This is a genomic window from Nostoc sp. PCC 7107 (genome assembly GCF_000316625.1).
GTDB lineage: Bacteria > Cyanobacteriota > Cyanobacteriia > Cyanobacteriales > Nostocaceae > Nostoc_B.
Window position 1 is genome coordinate 3,473,390 of sequence record NC_019676.1, and the last position, 14,868, is coordinate 3,488,257.

Below are 14,868 nucleotides of genomic sequence, written 5' to 3' on the forward strand. Positions count from 1 at the left end.
TCTGGTAAATATCTAAATGATAATCTCGCCATGAATGCACTTCGAGGATCTGCTGTGCTCAGTTCTGCCGCTTTAAAGGTGCAGCCAGCTGCAACAGGACTAACTGAAAACCACCGCCTGCGGCTATTTTCTGGCTCTGCCAATATACAACTGTCTCAAGAAGTCGCTCGTTACCTGGGGATGGACTTGGGGCCAATGATTCGCAAAAGATTTGCGGATGGAGAACTTTATGTTCAAATCCAAGAATCTATTCGAGGTTGTGATGTCTACTTAATCCAGCCATCTTGTCAACCAGTTAACGACCACTTAATGGAATTGCTGATTATGATTGATGCCTGTCGTCGGGCTTCGGCTAGACAGGTAACAGCAGTTCTTCCATATTATGGCTATGCTCGTGCCGATCGCAAAACCGCAGGACGAGAATCAATTACAGCCAAATTGGTTGCCAATCTGATTACAGAATCAGGCGCAGCTCGCGTTGTGGCAATGGATCTGCACGCTGCTCAAATTCAGGGTTACTTCGATATACCCTTTGATCATGTCTACGGTTCGCCAGTGATACTCGATTATTTGGCTAGTAAACAACTCCATGATTTGGTAGTTGTTTCTCCTGATGTCGGTGGTGTAGCACGGGCGAGAGCATTTGCCAAAAAACTGAATGATGCCCCACTTGCCATTATTGACAAACGCCGTCAAGCTCATAATGTAGCGGAAGTCTTGAACGTTATCGGCGATGTCAAAGGCAAAACAGCCGTTTTGGTAGACGACATGATCGACACAGGCGGAACCATTGCAGCAGGAGCCAGGTTGCTGCGCGAAGAAGGAGCGCGTCAGGTATACGCCTGTGCTACTCATGCAGTCTTCTCTCCTCCAGCTATTGAACGGTTATCTAGCGGCTTGTTTGAGGAAGTCATCGTTACCAACACGATCCCCCTACCAGAAGACAAGCGCTTTCCGCAATTAGTAGTGCTTTCCGTGGCTAATCTTTTAGGAGAAACCATCTGGCGGATTCACGAAGATACCTCTGTAAGTAGTATGTTCCGTTAGCCAAAAAAAGACTGTCACTCAGGTTACAGTCTGGCGTAAATAAACATTAAATTTTGAAGTATGAAGTCAGAAAGCTTTTCTCCTTCGTGCTTCAATTTTTACTTTTAGGGCATTTTACGAACCACACCAAGCACAGAGGAAAAGCCTAAAATTGAAGTGTCCACCCAGGTTGGTATAGCATCATCATGAACAGCGAAAAAGTAACTCTACAGCCTTGGTACACTGTCACTGATGAAGAATTAATGTTGATGAGTTCGCAAAATCCAGAACTGCGGTTTGAACGTAACGCTGATGGAACAATAGAAACTATGCCACCAACTGGGGGAATTTCGGGAAATAGAGAAATTAAAGCAGGAGCGTATTTGCTGGCTTGGGTAGAAAGTCAAGATTTAGGGGAAGTTTTTGGGCCAAGCACAGGTTTCAAATTAGCAAATACAGCTGTGAAATCACCTGATGCTGCTTTCGTTGCAAAAGGACGCTTACCAGAAAATTGGGATCAGCAAGAAGATGCGTTTATTAACCTAGCACCAGACTTTGTAATCGAAATTCGTTCTAAAAATGACAGCTTGCCAAAACTCAAAGCGAAGATGGCAGAATATATTGCCAATGGTGTGCAGTTAGGCTGGTTAATTGACCGCCAAAATCAGCAAGCTTTCGTTTATCGTCGTGATGGTTCCATCACCCAGTACCCAGCGACAGCAATTTTAAATGGTGAAGATGTTGTACCTGGATTTACATTGCCTTTAGCAAAACTATTGTAAAGGAGTAACTGCTGATGACACTCTCAACTCAAATATCTGCAAACCTTTCTTTAGGAGAGTTTCTCAACTTACCAGAAACTAAACCAGCTAGTGAATATTTAGACGGACGCATTTACCAAAAACCAATGCCCCAAGGAAAACATAGTATTCTGCAAACTGAGCTATCATCAACAATTAATCAGCTTGGTAAATCACGTAAGCTAACTTTAGCCTTAACCGAGTTACGTTGCACTTTTGGTGGACGTTCTTTAGTTCCAGATATTGCCGTTTTTGAATGGTCACGCATCCCAATTGATGAAGACGGAGAAATCGCAAATAAATTTGAAAGCTACCCAGATTGGACTATTGAAATCCTATCACCAGACCAATCTCCTAACCGAGTAATTAATAAAATTATTTTTTGTATTAATCAAGGAACTAAATTAGGTTGGTTTATTGACCCTAATGATAAATCAGTGATGATATTCCAACCAAATCAGTTGCCAGAAGTCAAGTATGATACTGATATTTTACCTGTTTTAAATGTGTTAGGAGATTGGCAAATAAAAGCAGCAGATATTTTTAGTTGGTTGAAAGTTAATTCATAGATAAAAAACTTCCGATTTACTTAATAGCCCCCACCCGATTCAGAGGGTAAAATCTTTTATAAGCTTTCCCAATAATTAAATTGCGAGATACTACACCCCAACAACGACTATCGTAACTAGAATTACGGTTATCACCCAATACTAAATATGATTCAGATGGAATAGTAACTGGCTTTACCAAATATGGTGTCCCTGGTGTACAAACATCAATTAAAGTACGTTGATTAGCAGGAAGATATCTGTCTTCTACTAAGACTTGATTGTTAATATAAACTTGTCCATTTTTAAGTTCTACTTTTTCCCCAGGTAGCCCAACTATCCGCTTAATAAAAGCATCTTGATATTGTTCTTTTAGTAGTTCATCTGTAGGCCAAAAGACAATAATATCGCCACGTTGGGGTGTTTGAAAACGATAACTAAACTTATCAACCAGAATTTTGTCAGCCTCCCATTGGTTTGGAGTACCATGTAGAGTAGGTTCCATAGCACCTGAAGGAATCCAACGGGCTTCTACTCCGTAGGTTCTGATGATCCAGCCGATATTTAACAAACCTGATATGGCGATGAATATGGCCAGTATTAATGCCATATTTTTGGAATTTTCTCGATGAACAGGCGAAAATACATATGTGAAATAAGAAATCACTGCATAAACTATTGGTAATAAAAATAACGAAATACTGGCACAAATAATGATTAAAATAATCGCTAATATCCCCAATAACCATTTGCCGATATAGAAATAACCAATTCCTAAAAACAGATTAGATAAAAAAGTGCCTAACCACGGGTCTTTACTGGCTTTCCGTATACTTTCAAATTCTGGAGAATTTTTGCTTTTCGCACAATGATAAGCATCGAAAAGATTCCAGATAGCTAAAACAAACTGAGATAATAATAGAATTAAACCCAGGACAATACTGCCGCGAATTCCTAAAATTAGCCAAAAACTAATAATAAATAGCAATAAATATAGAGCTATAATGATGTACCCTCTGTTGCGATCGCCAGAATAGATTTGTCCTAAACCCGGAAGTATTTTTGAGAAATTTACAGCCAACCAAGGTTCTCTGTTAGACACGAGAATTACTCCACTACCAATTCATATATAATACAATAATCAACAGTGAATTTGCGTAATTTTGTAGCAGAGAAGCGATCGCCGACTCTATCCCAAATTGCAGATTTCTGAAACTGATCGCATCTATGCTGATTTACCAAATGCCCATAATAGTTCCACATGAAACCGAGTTTAAAACACTACGCTGATTACTTGCGAATGGCTTTTGAGTTAAATCTTTGTTCGCAGGCTGAAATCATCGACTGGGCAGATAAACTAATTGAAGAATATGACCATCTTGAAAATTGGATGATTGAGCTATCAACAAGTGTAGATAAACATCTATTAGACATTATCCACTTGCTTGATTTTATTCCCGGCGAACAAGATTTAGAAATTTCTTTAAGATTGTTAATTGCTAAATTAGGTAAAATTTATCCAACGCTTGAGCTTGAAAATAATCGCTGTGCTAAACCTGAACATAGTAAGTTATTGCGATCGCTATATCACTTAGTTCTTGATAATAGCTGTTTCGAGGAACTAAGAAGAGCTATTTATCAGATTGATATGGATCTTGACTATGTAGAGCAAGGTTATGCAGATTGGTCGGTAATTCAAGAGGATTATGAACAGTTAATTGCTACTAGTTGTGATTATCAACAATGGACTAATGGCAAAATTCAGTAGTTCAAATGTAAAATAACTGTTGATTATTTATTGTCAGCCAGACGCTGAAAAAACTTGCTACAAAGGCATCTGGGATATTCAACTCTCAAAAAAATGTAAATATTACGTAGAGTCTTTGTCAACTTAATGCTTTTACTTTAAAAGTTGCGGAATTTTCGCCTCAGCAGCATTTACAAAAAGCCTCGCAATTGTTTCAATTAAGCTAGAATTGTTAAAGGTTCTTTACAGAATTTGCCTAACACCCCTAATTCTGTTAAAACAGCCTAGCACTTAAATGTAAATCTACAAAACCTTTCTAGAGTTGACACTAAGCCTCTATGACGCTCCCAATTCGTAACGTCGCCATTATCGCCCACGTAGACCACGGCAAAACCACCTTGGTTGATGCACTCCTCAAACAATCCGGCATTTTCCGCGAAGGCGAAGACGTTCCGGATTGCGTCATGGACTCCAACGCCCTCGAACGTGAGCGCGGAATTACTATTCTGTCTAAAAATACAGCAGTTCGCTACAAAGAGACGCTGATCAATATTGTTGATACTCCCGGACACGCTGACTTCGGTGGTGAAGTTGAACGTGTACTCGGCATGGTTGATGGATGTTTGCTAATTGTTGATGCCAATGAAGGCCCCATGCCACAAACTCGCTTCGTGCTGAAAAAAGCTTTGGAAAAAGGTTTGCGCCCTATCGTTGTGCTAAACAAAATAGATCGCGCCAAAGCTGACCCCCACGTTGCTGTTGATAAAGTATTGGATCTGTTTTTGGAATTAGGCGCAGACGAAGATCAGTGTGATTTCACCTATCTGTTCGCCTCCGGTATGGCAGGTTATGCCAAAGAAAGCATGGAAGCAGAAGCGGTTGATATGCAGCCTCTGTTTAATGCGATTCTGCAACACGTTCCACCACCAGTAGGCGACATCAACAAGCCCCTGCAATTGCAAGTCACAACCCTAGATTATTCTGAATACTTGGGACGGATTGTCATTGGCAGAATCCACAACGGGACAATCCGCGCTGGGCAACAAGCGGCTTTGGTTACAGAGAGTGGTGCTATTGTCAAGGGCAAAATCACCAAGTTGATGGGATTTGAAGGCTTGAAGCGAGTAGAAATGGAAGAAGCTACCGCCGGTTATATTGTCGCTGTGGCTGGTTTTGCTGATGCGTACATTGGTGAAACAATCACTGACCCAACCGAACCTCAAGCTTTACCACTAATTAAGGTGGATGAGCCTACCTTACAAATGACCTTCTGGGTAAACGATTCACCCTTTGCTGGTCAAGAAGGTAAGTTGGTGACATCGAGACAAGTACGCGATCGCCTGTTCCGCGAATTAGAAACCAACGTTGCATTGCGTGTTGAAGAAACCGACTCTCCCGATAAGTTTCTAGTTTCCGGTCGTGGTGAATTGCACCTGGGTATCTTAATCGAAACCATGCGCCGAGAAGGTTTTGAGTTCCAAGTATCCCAACCACAAGTAATTTACCGCGAAATCAACGGTCAACCTTGCGAACCTTATGAACTCTTGGTTTTAGACGTTCCTGGTGATGCAGTTGGTAGCTGTATCGAACGTCTAGGACAACGCAAAGGCGAAATGCAAGATATGCAGCCCGGAAGTGGCGATCGCACCCAGTTAGAGTTCGTCATCCCCGCCCGTGGTTTGATTGGTTTCCGTGGTGAATTCATGCGGATGACCCGTGGTGAAGGTATCATGAACCACAGCTTCTTAGATTATCGTCAACTCAGTGGTGATATTGAAGCCCGTAACAAAGGCGTTCTTATTTCCTTTGAAGAAGGCGTGTCTACCTTCTACGCCATGAAAAACGCTGAAGATAGAGGCTCATTCTTCATTACTCCCGGTACTAAAGTTTACCGAGGCATGATTGTCGGTGAACACAATCGCCCTCAAGACTTAGAATTGAATGTCTGCAAAACCAAGCAGTTAACCAACCACCGCGCCGCCGGTGGTGATGAATTGGTTCAGTTACAAGCACCAATCGACATGAGTTTAGAGCGTGCGTTGGAGTACATCGGCCCCGATGAGTTGGTGGAAGTTACACCCCAGTCAATTCGTCTACGGAAGATGTCCAAGAAATTGGCGAAACGGTAAGTAAAGCGATCGTTTAATTAATTTAGAAAGCCCACATCAGTGGGCTTTTTAGTTTGATATTTGCGGTGTGTTACTTAGATACCTACAACATCAGATCTCTTGCACTCTTTCCAGTCGTTTTTGAACTGTTAAGCTAGGATAGAGCAGAAAATTAAAAATTTGCAAAACACCCTGTGAACGAAAGCAAAGGCATTCCGGTATATCTCGATCGAACCAAGCGTAAATTTGCTGACTTAGCTGCGGAGAAAATCGATGTTACAGATTGGCATCCATCAAACACTCCTGCTCAAAACCTTTGGCGATGCTTTGAAGCTTTACAAGATATTAAGAACTTGCTACAGGGGAGCAGTATCCTCAGTAGTGAAGACGAACGTCGCAGACGTGTCAAAATTCTTATTACTCCTCTTTACTCACTCTGTTTAGCTATACGTGATCTCTTAAACTACTTAAATTCCGGTATTGAAATGAAAAGCCGATTTAATAAGAAGGAGAGAGCAAAGATAAATAAACTGCTTAGTGAATTTTCGAGAGTCGTTCCACTTGATCAGACAAGTGCTATTCGAGGTATTCGAGATCAATTATCAGCACATATAGATAAGTTGATGCCCTACGAAGCTCAAAGTATTTTTGATAAGGCTCAAAATCATGAAGTTGGTGCTTGGTTGCATCAATGTATTATTACTCTAAATCAGGTACTAACACTCGACGTTTTTGGCTGGACTACTGACGATTGCCCTGAAGGTTATTTTCGCTTGATGGCGATAGAACCTTGGTTGGTGAAGTGGAAGCTTGAAAATGGTGAGCCATCTATATTTGCTGGAGTTCATATTGCAGATTCACCTAAGAAGTTAATCAGAGAGGCCTATGAACAAATTATACGAAGTTCACAGTGGATGTTTCGCCCTGAAGATTCACGTATTGTGTTACTTCAAGAGAAGGCTACTGAGACTTCAAAACCTTTACAACAGCATAACCACTAGTAGTTACTGCAACATAAATACTAGTTATCAGTATCCTTCCGCAGACCTTTAAACTATTGAAGGAAAAGCAGAAAGATTTATACATGGAATTTGAATGGAATCCAGACAAAGCGATACTCAACCTTGAGAAGCATGGCGTTTCTTTTCAGGAAGCCGCAACCGTATTTAATGATCCGCTATCTGTAACTTTCCCTGATCCTGACCACTCCATAGGAGAGAGTCGCTACGTTATTATTGGCCTATCTAGTTTTGGGCAAATCTTAGTTATTGCTCATACTGATAGAGAGGGAAAAATTAGAATTATCAGCGCACGAAAAGCGACCCGCAAAGAGAGGAAGTTTTATGAAGAAGGAAGTTGAGAACGAAATGGAAGATGAATTACGTCCTGAGTACGACTTTACTCAAATGCAGGAAGGGGTTAGGGGTAAATATGTTGAGAGATATCGTACACAAACAAACTTAGTGCGTTTAGATCCCGATGTTGCCGAAGCTTTTCCCAATGATGAAGCAGTGAATAACGCATTAAGATTACTAATAGAGATTGCCCAGCGCCAGCAGACAAACACTACTGTACAGCGAATAGAATAATATTTGTCAGCAATACTTTAACTGCGATCGCCACAACTCACACGAAAGGTTTTTAGTGGGAAGCGATCGCCCTTGTCATAAACTAACTTAAATCAAGGCAAATAATCGTTATCTAATAATTGTGCAAGAGTGTAAGGACATTTTTTGGGAAAAATTGTTAAATCGGTTTTAACTTGCACAAAATCAATTGCACTTTGATTAATATTCTCTAAATCATCCTGCAATTTATTCATTAAATTTGTGGTTAGATGATTATTTAAGTCATATCTAAAAGTTTTAATTTCTCCAAGCCAATGACGATAATTTCTCTCATAATCTACCTGCCAATACTGGAGTAATAATATATGAATCATAATTTGTCTTAAAAGACTCTTAGCCTTCGCTAAATCTCTTTTCCCCAAACTAATTAATTCTTCAATTAAGTTTTCTATATCTAGTTGGTTAAACTGCTTTTGTTTTAATAATTTAATAGTTTCTTCTAGCCATAAACTATCATCTGTTTCATAAAGTTGTTTTAAGTTGGTAGTAATTGTCATATTTTTACCTGCTACCGACATTCTATAATTTAATTATATAGGAATCATATTTGATTTATGAAAAGAACCACGAGATAATACGGAGGGAGATATCTGTCTAACAGAGAACAATGATAAACCAGCATATACAAACCGCGATACCTGGGGTGGGCGTAGCCATCGCAGAACGACAAGAATTTATAGATGATCGGCCAGATGCGCGTGAGGTGAGGAAAGCATTGGCAGTCAAACTGGTTTATCAAGGCTACAAGTATGAGGAAATTCAAACAATTTTAGATGTGTCACTTGGTTCGATAACAAGCTGGAAACAAGCCTACGAAGAGTATGGAATTTCGGGACTGTGCCTGAACCACAAGGGAAGAAAAAGCTACTTAACTGTTCAACAACGAGAAGAAGTTTTAAGTTGGTTGCAAACAAAGGAATGTTGGGAGCTTGGGGAACTTGAAGATAAATTGGCTTTTGAATACGATGTAACTTATGAGTCAAAACGCAGCTATTATGACTTATTTGATGCAGCAGGAATTAGTTGGAAGAAAACTACAAAACTGAATCCAAAAGCCGATCCGGAAGCTGTGGCAGTAAAAAAAAAACAGATTGAGACATTGTTGGCAAGCCGCAGAAAAGAAATAGAAGCAGGATTATTGAGAGTATTGTTGATAGATGAGTGTCATCTATTGTGGGGAGACTTGAGTGGGTAAGTCTGGGGTAAAACTGACCAAGAAATAGGAGTTCCGGTTGTCAATGAACGAGACAAACAGACGTACTACGGAGCAGTTGACTATCTCAAAGGTGAATTACTTCTTAAAGCTTATGATGCAGGTAATTCAGACAATACGATTGATTATCTACGTTATTTATTAGACCAGTCACCTCACCAACAATTACTGATTTTTTGGGATGGTGCTTCTTACCATCGTTCCCATCTTGTCCAAGACTTTTTAGCCGAGGTAAACCTTGGTTTACCGGAAGAACAATGGCAAATTCACTGCGTCCGTTTTGCTCCTAATTGCCCATCACAAAATCCGATGGAGGATATTTGGTTACAAGCTAAAACTTGGGTGCGGCGTTTCTGTGCTTTAATTCCTTCGTTCTCTCATCTCAAATGGATGTTCGAGTGGTTTATTCGACACACTACTTTTGATTTTGCCACCCTTCAAATGTACGGAGCTTTTTCAGAAATCAAATATTAGTCCTATATTACATTAAGTGAATTGTAGGTTTGTACCCATATTCACTACCAAAAAAATTCCTAAACTTTAAGACATGATTCGGGTTGATGAAGTCTTTGCTTGGTTGCAGCGAAAAAGTTAAGATTATTATTTTAATTTAGATAACTTTAGAAAGCATCTAAAATTACCCAATATCAACAGTCTAAGAATAAAAGCTGTTGGTAGAGGGTTAGGAAGCGATCGCTCAATTTCTGATTCTGTTTAAGTATAAGGTTAGAGGAAGTATTTTTATCCTCGTTGCAACAAAAGAAAATTAGCAACATAGGAGTTTCATCAGAAGGGGGTTTTGTCTTTGTAAACCTGACTTCCAGTAGCTTGGTGCAAGATATCCATTAAAAACATTTAAGTCACAGCAACGCAGATTATGGGTTATCTTTAGCAGATTTATCTAATTACTCTCTCTGAATAGCCCTTTCAAGGTATGTCAGATTTCGTTACCTTGATATTTTCACATATCTTAACAAAACTACAAATTATTCCCTTAGACAATAGATTGAAGACACTAGTCTTAAATTAACTAAAATATTGCTTATTCTTTAGATTTACGTCAAAAAAACTTATTAAATTACTGAGTTTATGAATTTACAAGAATAAGCTATAAAACTCAACCTATTATCTTAGAGATTTATATAAATTAGTTAGTTTAGTTGAAAAATATACCACACTTTCCTATTTACATCCTATATCTGAAGGTAGAGAATAATGATTAACATTGATGGGCAACCTAAGAAAATTTCTGTCTTAAGGGTGTTTGCTCAACAAGAGCCTGCCTAAAGTATCTCCAGTGCAACTGAGGTCAAATGACGCAATCATTCAATCCAGTCCAAGAGTGGGAACAACGTCGTAATCAAGCAACCCGCTATTACCAGCAAGGTAAACTTCAAGAATCACTCGCTCTGGCAACCAAAAATTTAGAATTAGCTAGAGCAATTTCTGATCGTGCCAAAGAGGGTTACACGTTAAACGACCTCGGTTTAGCTCACCTTGGTTGCTGGCAACCTCAAAGGGCATTAGAGTGTTTTGAACAGGCGCTTTTGGTTGCTCAAGATATAAATAACGCCAGAGCAGAAGCAACTGCCCTCAGTAATCTTGGTTCTACCTACAGCCGTCTCGGAAAGTTTTCGCAAGCGCTGAAATATCTCGATCAAGCTCTGAAAATCTTTAGAAGATTGCAAGACACTCAGGGTGAAGTGTCGACGCTCAATGATGTGGCACTAATTTACACTAAATTAGGAGAACCCAAACGTGCGCTGTTATTACAACACCAAATTCTCTCAATGCGGCGATTACTAGGTGATTTTTCTGGTGAAGCCACCACATTAAATGGTCTTGGGTTTGCTTACAGTATCTTAGGCCAGCATGGACAAGCTCTAGAATTTTTGCAGGAAGCGCTTTCTATTCAACGAGCAGTCAAAAATTTTGTTGGTGAAGCAACTACTATGAATAATATTGCTTCTGTTTATAGTGATTTAGGGCAACCTAAACAAGCACTGCTACTTGACTATCAAGTACTTTTATCTCGCCGCGCACTTCAAGACAGATCTGGTGAAGCCACAACTCTGAACAACATTGGTTATACCTACAGCATTTTGGGTAATAACTGGCAGGCAATGAAATTTTATAAGCAAGCGATCGCAATTTATCAAGAATTAGGCGATCGTCTGGGAGAAATTTCGAGCTTGTTAAATATGGGTAACTTGTATGCCTCAACAAAACGTAAAAAGAAGGCATTATCTTGTTACCAAAACGCCCATGAATTATCTCAGCAAATTGAGTATCAACCACTATCGCAAAAAGTACAGCAGCAGATAGATTCTCTGTAGAAGTCTATTGAAAATGGGTGGTAGAGGAGTCGAACCTCTCTATAGCGGATTAAAAGCCCGCTGCACCGCCGCTATGCCAACCACCCATGAATAAGGAGTGGGAAGTAAAATCCACCAGGGAGGTACTGCCCCTCCTATAACTGTGTTATCAGCACAGCGCCTCACTTTTCGGCTTCAAGTGGAAGGCGGAAGATGGAGGAATCGAACCCCTAGGTATTGCCCTACCCCGGTTTTCAAGACCGGTTGCCAGCCATTTAGCGGCATCTTCCATTTAGGGGTGTCTGACGAGACTCGAACTCGCTATTACTGGTTCCACAAACCAGCGCCTCGACCAATTTGGCTTCAGACACCATCAGTGGAATCAATGGGAATTGAACCCATAACCTCCTGCTTGCAAGGCAGGCGCTCTAGCCATTTGAGCTATGACCCCATGAAGAAAATAAAAAGTGTAAAGTAAAAAGTAAAAAGAAATACTTTTGCCTTTTGACTTATTCAGGCGAGAGTGGTAGGACTCAGACCTACAACCTTCGAGTTAGAAGCTCGATGCTCTCTTCGATTGAGCTACACTCCCAATGATTGGTAGTCCTGGCAGGAATCGAACCCGCAACTTATTGCTTGTAAGGCAATTGCTCTACCGTTGAACTACAGGACTACGCAAGCGATCGACGAGACTCGAACTCGTACCGTGAGTTTGGAAGACTCTTATGCTGCCGTTACACCACGATCGCATCGCATTCTGAAGCTGGTGACAGGAATTGAACCTGCAACCTACTGATTACAAGTCAGTTGCTCTGCCAATTGAGCTACACCAGCACTTGTTAAAAAGTAAAAAGATTTTCTTTTTCTTTACTTTTGCCTTTTAACTTTTAACTTTTGCCTTATTTGGTGACGGGGGCAGGAGTTGCACCTGCTGATATGAGGCTTATGAGACCTCTAAGCCACTCTTGCTCCATCCCCGCATTTCACCAATGCCCCTGACTGGATTTGAACCAGCAACCTCTTCGTTCTAAGCGAAGCGCCTCTTCCGGTTGGGCTACAAGGGCATACTCTGATATTGGTACTCCCGACAGGAGTCGAACCTGCAAAAAACTAGATCCTCGGTCTAGTGCGTCTTCCGTTCCGCCACGGGAGCTTAGTACCCCTGACAGGATTTGAACCTGTAAAATCTGGACTCTGATTCCAGCACGTATGCCAGTTCCGTCACAGGGGAATATCGGGATGGCAGGATTTGAACCTGCGACTCCATGCTCCCAAAGCATGGCTTCTGGCCACTGAATTACATCCCGTTGGTACTCCTGGTGGGAGTCGAACCCACAACGAAACAGATTTTAAGTCTGCCACCTCTTCCAATTGGGCTACAGGAGCAAGTTTTGGTACTCTTGGTGGGAATTGAACCCACAACTTACCGTTTTTGAGACGGCAGCCTCTTCCAGTTGGGCTACAAGAGCAGAGTTTGGCAGCCCTGCCAGGGGTCGAACCTGGAGTCTTCGCCTTCAAAGGGCGGGATGTTGCCAATTACACCACAGGGCTTTATTGCCAGGGCAGGGTTTGAACCTGCAACCTCATCGTTCAGAGCGATGCGACTTACCAATTCGTCTACCCGGCAATGAATGGCTGCCTCAGTAGGACTTGAACCTACAACCTCGCGGTTAACAGCCGCTTGCTCTGCCATTGAGCTATGAGGCAACGTAGCCCCCCAGGTCGGAATCGAACCGACGACCTCCTGTTCTTCAGACAGGCGCTACTACCAACTGAGCTACCAGGGGATAGAAAGGAGAGATGGGTAATTACCCCGTGGACTGGTTTAATTCAACTTGAATCAGCCACTCCACCACCTCTCCTATGTAACGAGAACGGAGGGATTTGAACCCCCAAGTCTTCAGTTTCGTAGACTGAGATGTTATCCAGTTACACCACGCTCTCAAGGCGGAGAGAGAGGGATTTGAACCCCCGACGAGTATTAACTACCCGTTTCCTCTTAGCAGGAGGATGCTTTGAGCCACTCAGCCACCTCTCCACAATGGGTCGAGCAGGATTTGAACCTGCGAACAAAATAGAACAGTTTTACAGACTGTCGCCTTTAACCAGACTCGGCCATCGACCCATAATTCCCCCGACGAGAATTGAACTCGCATCTCCGCTTTGAAAGAGCAGTGACTTAACCGTTCGTCCACGGGGGCAAGAGAATTTTAGATTTTAAATTTTGGATTTTAGATTAAAAACTCAATCTAAAATCGGCAATCCAAAATCCAAAATTATGTGACGCAGGGACTAGGATTTGAACCTAGAACATCGGATTTGGAATCACGAGGTGTTGCCGTTACACCATCCCTGCATTAGCAGTGGCGGGATTTGCACCCACATCAACCAGGGTATGAACCTGGTGCTTTGCTAGTTAAGCTACACTGCAACGAACCAAAGGCTGAGGTGAGAATTGAACTCACGATGTCGGTTTTGCAGACCAATGCCTTCAACCACTTGGCTACTCAGCCGTTTGGGAGCCTTGACGGGAGTTGCACCCGCTTCTCTTTGCTTGAGAGGCAAAGCGACTTATCTAGTCGTCCACAAGGCTACACGGGAGTAACGAGAATCGAACTCGCAACCTATCGCTCGACAGGCGATCGCTCTAACCATTTGAGCTATACCCCCATGTTTGATATCTGTGCCTAATGTTTAGAAGGAAAAAGTAAAAAGTGAGCCAGTGCGGTGGACGGGTTCCCCGGCATAAAGCAACTGGCGAACTCGCAAGAGTTAAAAGGCAAAAGAAAGCTTTTTTGACTTTTATCTTTTTAATTTTTAAAGGCACAAATAATTTTTGGTGAACTTGCCCATTCCTTATTCAGTTTTCAAGGTTCGGAAAAATTACTTTGATTGAGAAAAACTTTTAACCGAATAACCGACGCTCTAAGTAATAAATCTGTTGTGTATTACTGATGTATTCGGCGGTTTTTGCTTGAGCCAATTGAGAATTTTTAGCTTTGATATCCTCTACCTCAATTTGTTTAGAAGTGGGAGAGGCTTGTTTTACTGGAGACTTTCGTTTATTCCAGTTCGTGTTCTCTATTTGGATGTAAAACATGACTTTTACCCTTTAGGAAGCTTTGTCTTTCGCCTCACTACATTTATACTACATAAATACTACAAAAGATGTCAAGGGGTTGAGGAAAAATTTTCAAAAATTGCTGAAAACCCTTAGATTGCTTGGTTTGTAACTTATTAACCTCTCTACAAAGTAAAACTACAAGCTTATGATGGGTTGAATATTTTAGGAGTCTGATGTGACAGAGAAAATCCTGAAGCGAGGCATAATATTTGGTTTTGTTGCGATCGCCTAATTTGTAACAGCTTGTAGCATATCTCCAAAATTGACTATTCATCAGCCAATCAGCAAAGTCTTAACTACAACAGTTATAGATAATTGGGTACAAAGCCAAATTAACGCTTAATCACCGTTATCAACTC

At 41.2% G+C, this 14,868-nt stretch carries 12 protein-coding genes, 27 tRNA genes and 1 pseudogene; 10 read left to right on the plus strand and 30 right to left on the minus strand.

The window, feature by feature from the left end:
- Positions 1-30 precede the first annotated feature (30 nt).
- The 3 genes from NOS7107_RS14750 (at position 31) to NOS7107_RS14760 (ending at position 2,395) form a co-directional block, all read left to right on the plus strand.
- Positions 31-1,047 (plus strand): ribose-phosphate pyrophosphokinase, encoded by a 1,017-nt coding sequence (locus NOS7107_RS14750; RefSeq protein WP_015113780.1) that lies wholly within the window; start codon positions 31-33, stop codon positions 1,045-1,047.
- A gap of 185 nt (positions 1,048-1,232) precedes the next feature.
- Positions 1,233-1,808, plus strand: a complete 576-nt coding sequence (locus tag NOS7107_RS14755) for a Uma2 family endonuclease (protein ID WP_015113781.1) — start codon at positions 1,233-1,235, stop codon at positions 1,806-1,808.
- Positions 1,809-1,822: 14 nt separating this feature from the next.
- Positions 1,823-2,395, plus strand: coding sequence for a Uma2 family endonuclease (locus tag NOS7107_RS14760; protein ID WP_015113782.1), 573 nt, complete (start codon positions 1,823-1,825; stop codon positions 2,393-2,395).
- 16 nt (positions 2,396-2,411) lie between these two features.
- On the opposite strand, the gene lepB is transcribed toward NOS7107_RS14760, so the two are convergent.
- The gene (lepB, locus tag NOS7107_RS27875; RefSeq protein ID WP_044500817.1) at positions 2,412-2,984 is read right to left on the minus strand and encodes a signal peptidase I; all 573 of its coding nucleotides are present in this window, start codon (positions 2,982-2,984) and stop codon (positions 2,412-2,414) included.
- A 651-nt stretch (positions 2,985-3,635) separates the two neighbouring features.
- Here lepB and NOS7107_RS14770 point away from each other — a divergent pair.
- From NOS7107_RS14770 to NOS7107_RS14790, 5 genes are all read left to right on the plus strand, one after another.
- Complete coding sequence (locus NOS7107_RS14770; protein ID WP_015113784.1) at positions 3,636-4,142, plus strand: hypothetical protein; 507 nt, start codon at positions 3,636-3,638, stop codon at positions 4,140-4,142.
- A gap of 317 nt (positions 4,143-4,459) precedes the next feature.
- On the plus strand, positions 4,460-6,250 hold the full coding sequence (gene typA / locus NOS7107_RS14775; protein ID WP_015113785.1) for a translational GTPase TypA: 1,791 nt from the start codon (positions 4,460-4,462) through the stop codon (positions 6,248-6,250).
- 173 nt (positions 6,251-6,423) lie between these two features.
- A complete protein-coding gene (locus NOS7107_RS14780; RefSeq protein WP_015113786.1) occupies positions 6,424-7,230 on the plus strand; it encodes a hypothetical protein in 807 nt (268 codons plus the stop codon).
- 83 nt (positions 7,231-7,313) lie between these two features.
- Entirely contained in the window at positions 7,314-7,589 is a 276-nt protein-coding gene (locus NOS7107_RS14785; RefSeq protein ID WP_015113787.1) for a BrnT family toxin, read from the plus strand.
- On the plus strand, positions 7,573-7,818 hold the full coding sequence (locus tag NOS7107_RS14790; protein WP_015113788.1) for a hypothetical protein: 246 nt from the start codon (positions 7,573-7,575) through the stop codon (positions 7,816-7,818). Before NOS7107_RS14785 ends, NOS7107_RS14790 begins: the two co-directional genes overlap by 17 nt.
- Positions 7,819-7,910: 92 nt before the next feature.
- Here NOS7107_RS14790 and NOS7107_RS14795 read toward each other — a convergent pair whose 3' ends face one another.
- On the minus strand, positions 7,911-8,354 hold the full coding sequence (locus NOS7107_RS14795; protein ID WP_044499997.1) for a DUF29 domain-containing protein: 444 nt from the start codon (positions 8,352-8,354) through the stop codon (positions 7,911-7,913).
- A 110-nt stretch (positions 8,355-8,464) separates the two neighbouring features.
- Between NOS7107_RS14795 and NOS7107_RS28340 the strand changes: the two are divergent.
- Positions 8,465-9,544 (plus strand): annotated as a pseudogene (locus NOS7107_RS28340) (IS630 family transposase).
- Positions 9,545-10,383: 839 nt separating this feature from the next.
- Positions 10,384-11,406: a tetratricopeptide repeat protein gene (locus tag NOS7107_RS14810; protein ID WP_015113790.1), complete on the plus strand. Its 1,023-nt coding sequence runs from the start codon at positions 10,384-10,386 to the stop codon at positions 11,404-11,406.
- Between the two features lie 14 nt (positions 11,407-11,420).
- Here NOS7107_RS14810 and NOS7107_RS14815 read toward each other — a convergent pair.
- From NOS7107_RS14815 to NOS7107_RS14940, 28 genes are all read right to left on the minus strand, one after another.
- Positions 11,421-11,492: transfer RNA gene (locus tag NOS7107_RS14815), tRNA-Lys, on the minus strand.
- 100 nt (positions 11,493-11,592) lie between these two features.
- Positions 11,593-11,675, minus strand: a tRNA-Ser gene (locus NOS7107_RS28590).
- A 7-nt stretch (positions 11,676-11,682) separates the two neighbouring features.
- Positions 11,683-11,756, minus strand: a tRNA-His gene (locus tag NOS7107_RS14820).
- Between the two features lie 6 nt (positions 11,757-11,762).
- Positions 11,763-11,836 (minus strand) — tRNA-Ala (locus tag NOS7107_RS14825).
- A 67-nt stretch (positions 11,837-11,903) separates the two neighbouring features.
- A tRNA-Arg gene (locus NOS7107_RS14830) sits at positions 11,904-11,977 on the minus strand.
- A 6-nt stretch (positions 11,978-11,983) separates the two neighbouring features.
- Positions 11,984-12,058: transfer RNA gene (locus NOS7107_RS14835), tRNA-Val, on the minus strand.
- A 5-nt stretch (positions 12,059-12,063) separates the two neighbouring features.
- A tRNA-Gly gene (locus NOS7107_RS14840) sits at positions 12,064-12,134 on the minus strand.
- Positions 12,135-12,146: 12 nt separating this feature from the next.
- Positions 12,147-12,219: transfer RNA gene (locus NOS7107_RS14845), tRNA-Thr, on the minus strand.
- A 156-nt stretch (positions 12,220-12,375) separates the two neighbouring features.
- Positions 12,376-12,449: transfer RNA gene (locus NOS7107_RS14850), tRNA-Leu, on the minus strand.
- A gap of 12 nt (positions 12,450-12,461) precedes the next feature.
- Positions 12,462-12,538: transfer RNA gene (locus NOS7107_RS14855), tRNA-Leu, on the minus strand.
- 4 nt (positions 12,539-12,542) lie between these two features.
- Positions 12,543-12,615 (minus strand) — tRNA-Leu (locus tag NOS7107_RS14860).
- A 4-nt stretch (positions 12,616-12,619) separates the two neighbouring features.
- A tRNA-Pro gene (locus NOS7107_RS14865) sits at positions 12,620-12,692 on the minus strand.
- A 1-nt stretch (position 12,693) separates the two neighbouring features.
- Positions 12,694-12,771 (minus strand) — tRNA-Leu (locus NOS7107_RS14870).
- Positions 12,772-12,777: 6 nt separating this feature from the next.
- A tRNA-Leu gene (locus tag NOS7107_RS14875) sits at positions 12,778-12,854 on the minus strand.
- Between the two features lie 6 nt (positions 12,855-12,860).
- Positions 12,861-12,936 (minus strand) — tRNA-Gln (locus NOS7107_RS14880).
- Between the two features lie 3 nt (positions 12,937-12,939).
- Positions 12,940-13,012: transfer RNA gene (locus NOS7107_RS14885), tRNA-Gln, on the minus strand.
- Between the two features lie 5 nt (positions 13,013-13,017).
- Positions 13,018-13,092, minus strand: a tRNA-Asn gene (locus tag NOS7107_RS14890).
- 6 nt (positions 13,093-13,098) lie between these two features.
- Positions 13,099-13,172, minus strand: a tRNA-Phe gene (locus NOS7107_RS14895).
- Between the two features lie 82 nt (positions 13,173-13,254).
- Positions 13,255-13,329: transfer RNA gene (locus tag NOS7107_RS14900), tRNA-Arg, on the minus strand.
- A 4-nt stretch (positions 13,330-13,333) separates the two neighbouring features.
- Positions 13,334-13,423, minus strand: a tRNA-Ser gene (locus tag NOS7107_RS14905).
- A 4-nt stretch (positions 13,424-13,427) separates the two neighbouring features.
- Positions 13,428-13,510: transfer RNA gene (locus NOS7107_RS14910), tRNA-Tyr, on the minus strand.
- Positions 13,511-13,514: 4 nt separating this feature from the next.
- Positions 13,515-13,585: transfer RNA gene (locus NOS7107_RS14915), tRNA-Glu, on the minus strand.
- 84 nt (positions 13,586-13,669) lie between these two features.
- Positions 13,670-13,741, minus strand: a tRNA-Trp gene (locus tag NOS7107_RS14920).
- 2 nt (positions 13,742-13,743) lie between these two features.
- A tRNA-Met gene (locus tag NOS7107_RS14925) sits at positions 13,744-13,816 on the minus strand.
- A 9-nt stretch (positions 13,817-13,825) separates the two neighbouring features.
- Positions 13,826-13,898: transfer RNA gene (locus NOS7107_RS14930), tRNA-Cys, on the minus strand.
- Between the two features lie 3 nt (positions 13,899-13,901).
- Positions 13,902-13,978 (minus strand) — tRNA-Glu (locus NOS7107_RS28595).
- A gap of 3 nt (positions 13,979-13,981) precedes the next feature.
- Positions 13,982-14,055 (minus strand) — tRNA-Asp (locus NOS7107_RS14935).
- Positions 14,056-14,290: 235 nt separating this feature from the next.
- Complete coding sequence (locus NOS7107_RS14940) at positions 14,291-14,485, minus strand: hypothetical protein (protein ID WP_015113791.1); 195 nt, start codon at positions 14,483-14,485, stop codon at positions 14,291-14,293.
- Between the last annotated feature and the right edge of the window lie 383 nt (positions 14,486-14,868).

What these genes read in the sequence shown, in the direction of transcription:
- NOS7107_RS14760 (WP_015113782.1), top strand. Translation starts at nt 1,823, where the DNA reads ATGACACTCTCAACTCAAATATCTGCAAACCTTTCTTTAGGAGAGTTT.
- NOS7107_RS14940 (WP_015113791.1), bottom strand. Translation starts at nt 14,485, where the DNA reads ATGTTTTACATCCAAATAGAGAACACGAACTGGAATAAACGAAAGTCT.
- NOS7107_RS14755 (WP_015113781.1), top strand. Translation starts at nt 1,233, where the DNA reads ATGAACAGCGAAAAAGTAACTCTACAGCCTTGGTACACTGTCACTGAT.
- NOS7107_RS14810 (WP_015113790.1), top strand. Translation starts at nt 10,384, where the DNA reads ATGACGCAATCATTCAATCCAGTCCAAGAGTGGGAACAACGTCGTAAT.
- NOS7107_RS14750 (WP_015113780.1), top strand. Translation starts at nt 31, where the DNA reads ATGAATGCACTTCGAGGATCTGCTGTGCTCAGTTCTGCCGCTTTAAAG.
- NOS7107_RS14785 (WP_015113787.1), top strand. Translation starts at nt 7,314, where the DNA reads ATGGAATTTGAATGGAATCCAGACAAAGCGATACTCAACCTTGAGAAG.
- lepB (WP_044500817.1), bottom strand. Translation starts at nt 2,984, where the DNA reads ATGGCATTAATACTGGCCATATTCATCGCCATATCAGGTTTGTTAAAT.
- typA (WP_015113785.1), top strand. Translation starts at nt 4,460, where the DNA reads ATGACGCTCCCAATTCGTAACGTCGCCATTATCGCCCACGTAGACCAC.
- NOS7107_RS14795 (WP_044499997.1), bottom strand. Translation starts at nt 8,354, where the DNA reads ATGACAATTACTACCAACTTAAAACAACTTTATGAAACAGATGATAGT.
- NOS7107_RS14770 (WP_015113784.1), top strand. Translation starts at nt 3,636, where the DNA reads ATGAAACCGAGTTTAAAACACTACGCTGATTACTTGCGAATGGCTTTT.
- NOS7107_RS14790 (WP_015113788.1), top strand. Translation starts at nt 7,573, where the DNA reads ATGAAGAAGGAAGTTGAGAACGAAATGGAAGATGAATTACGTCCTGAG.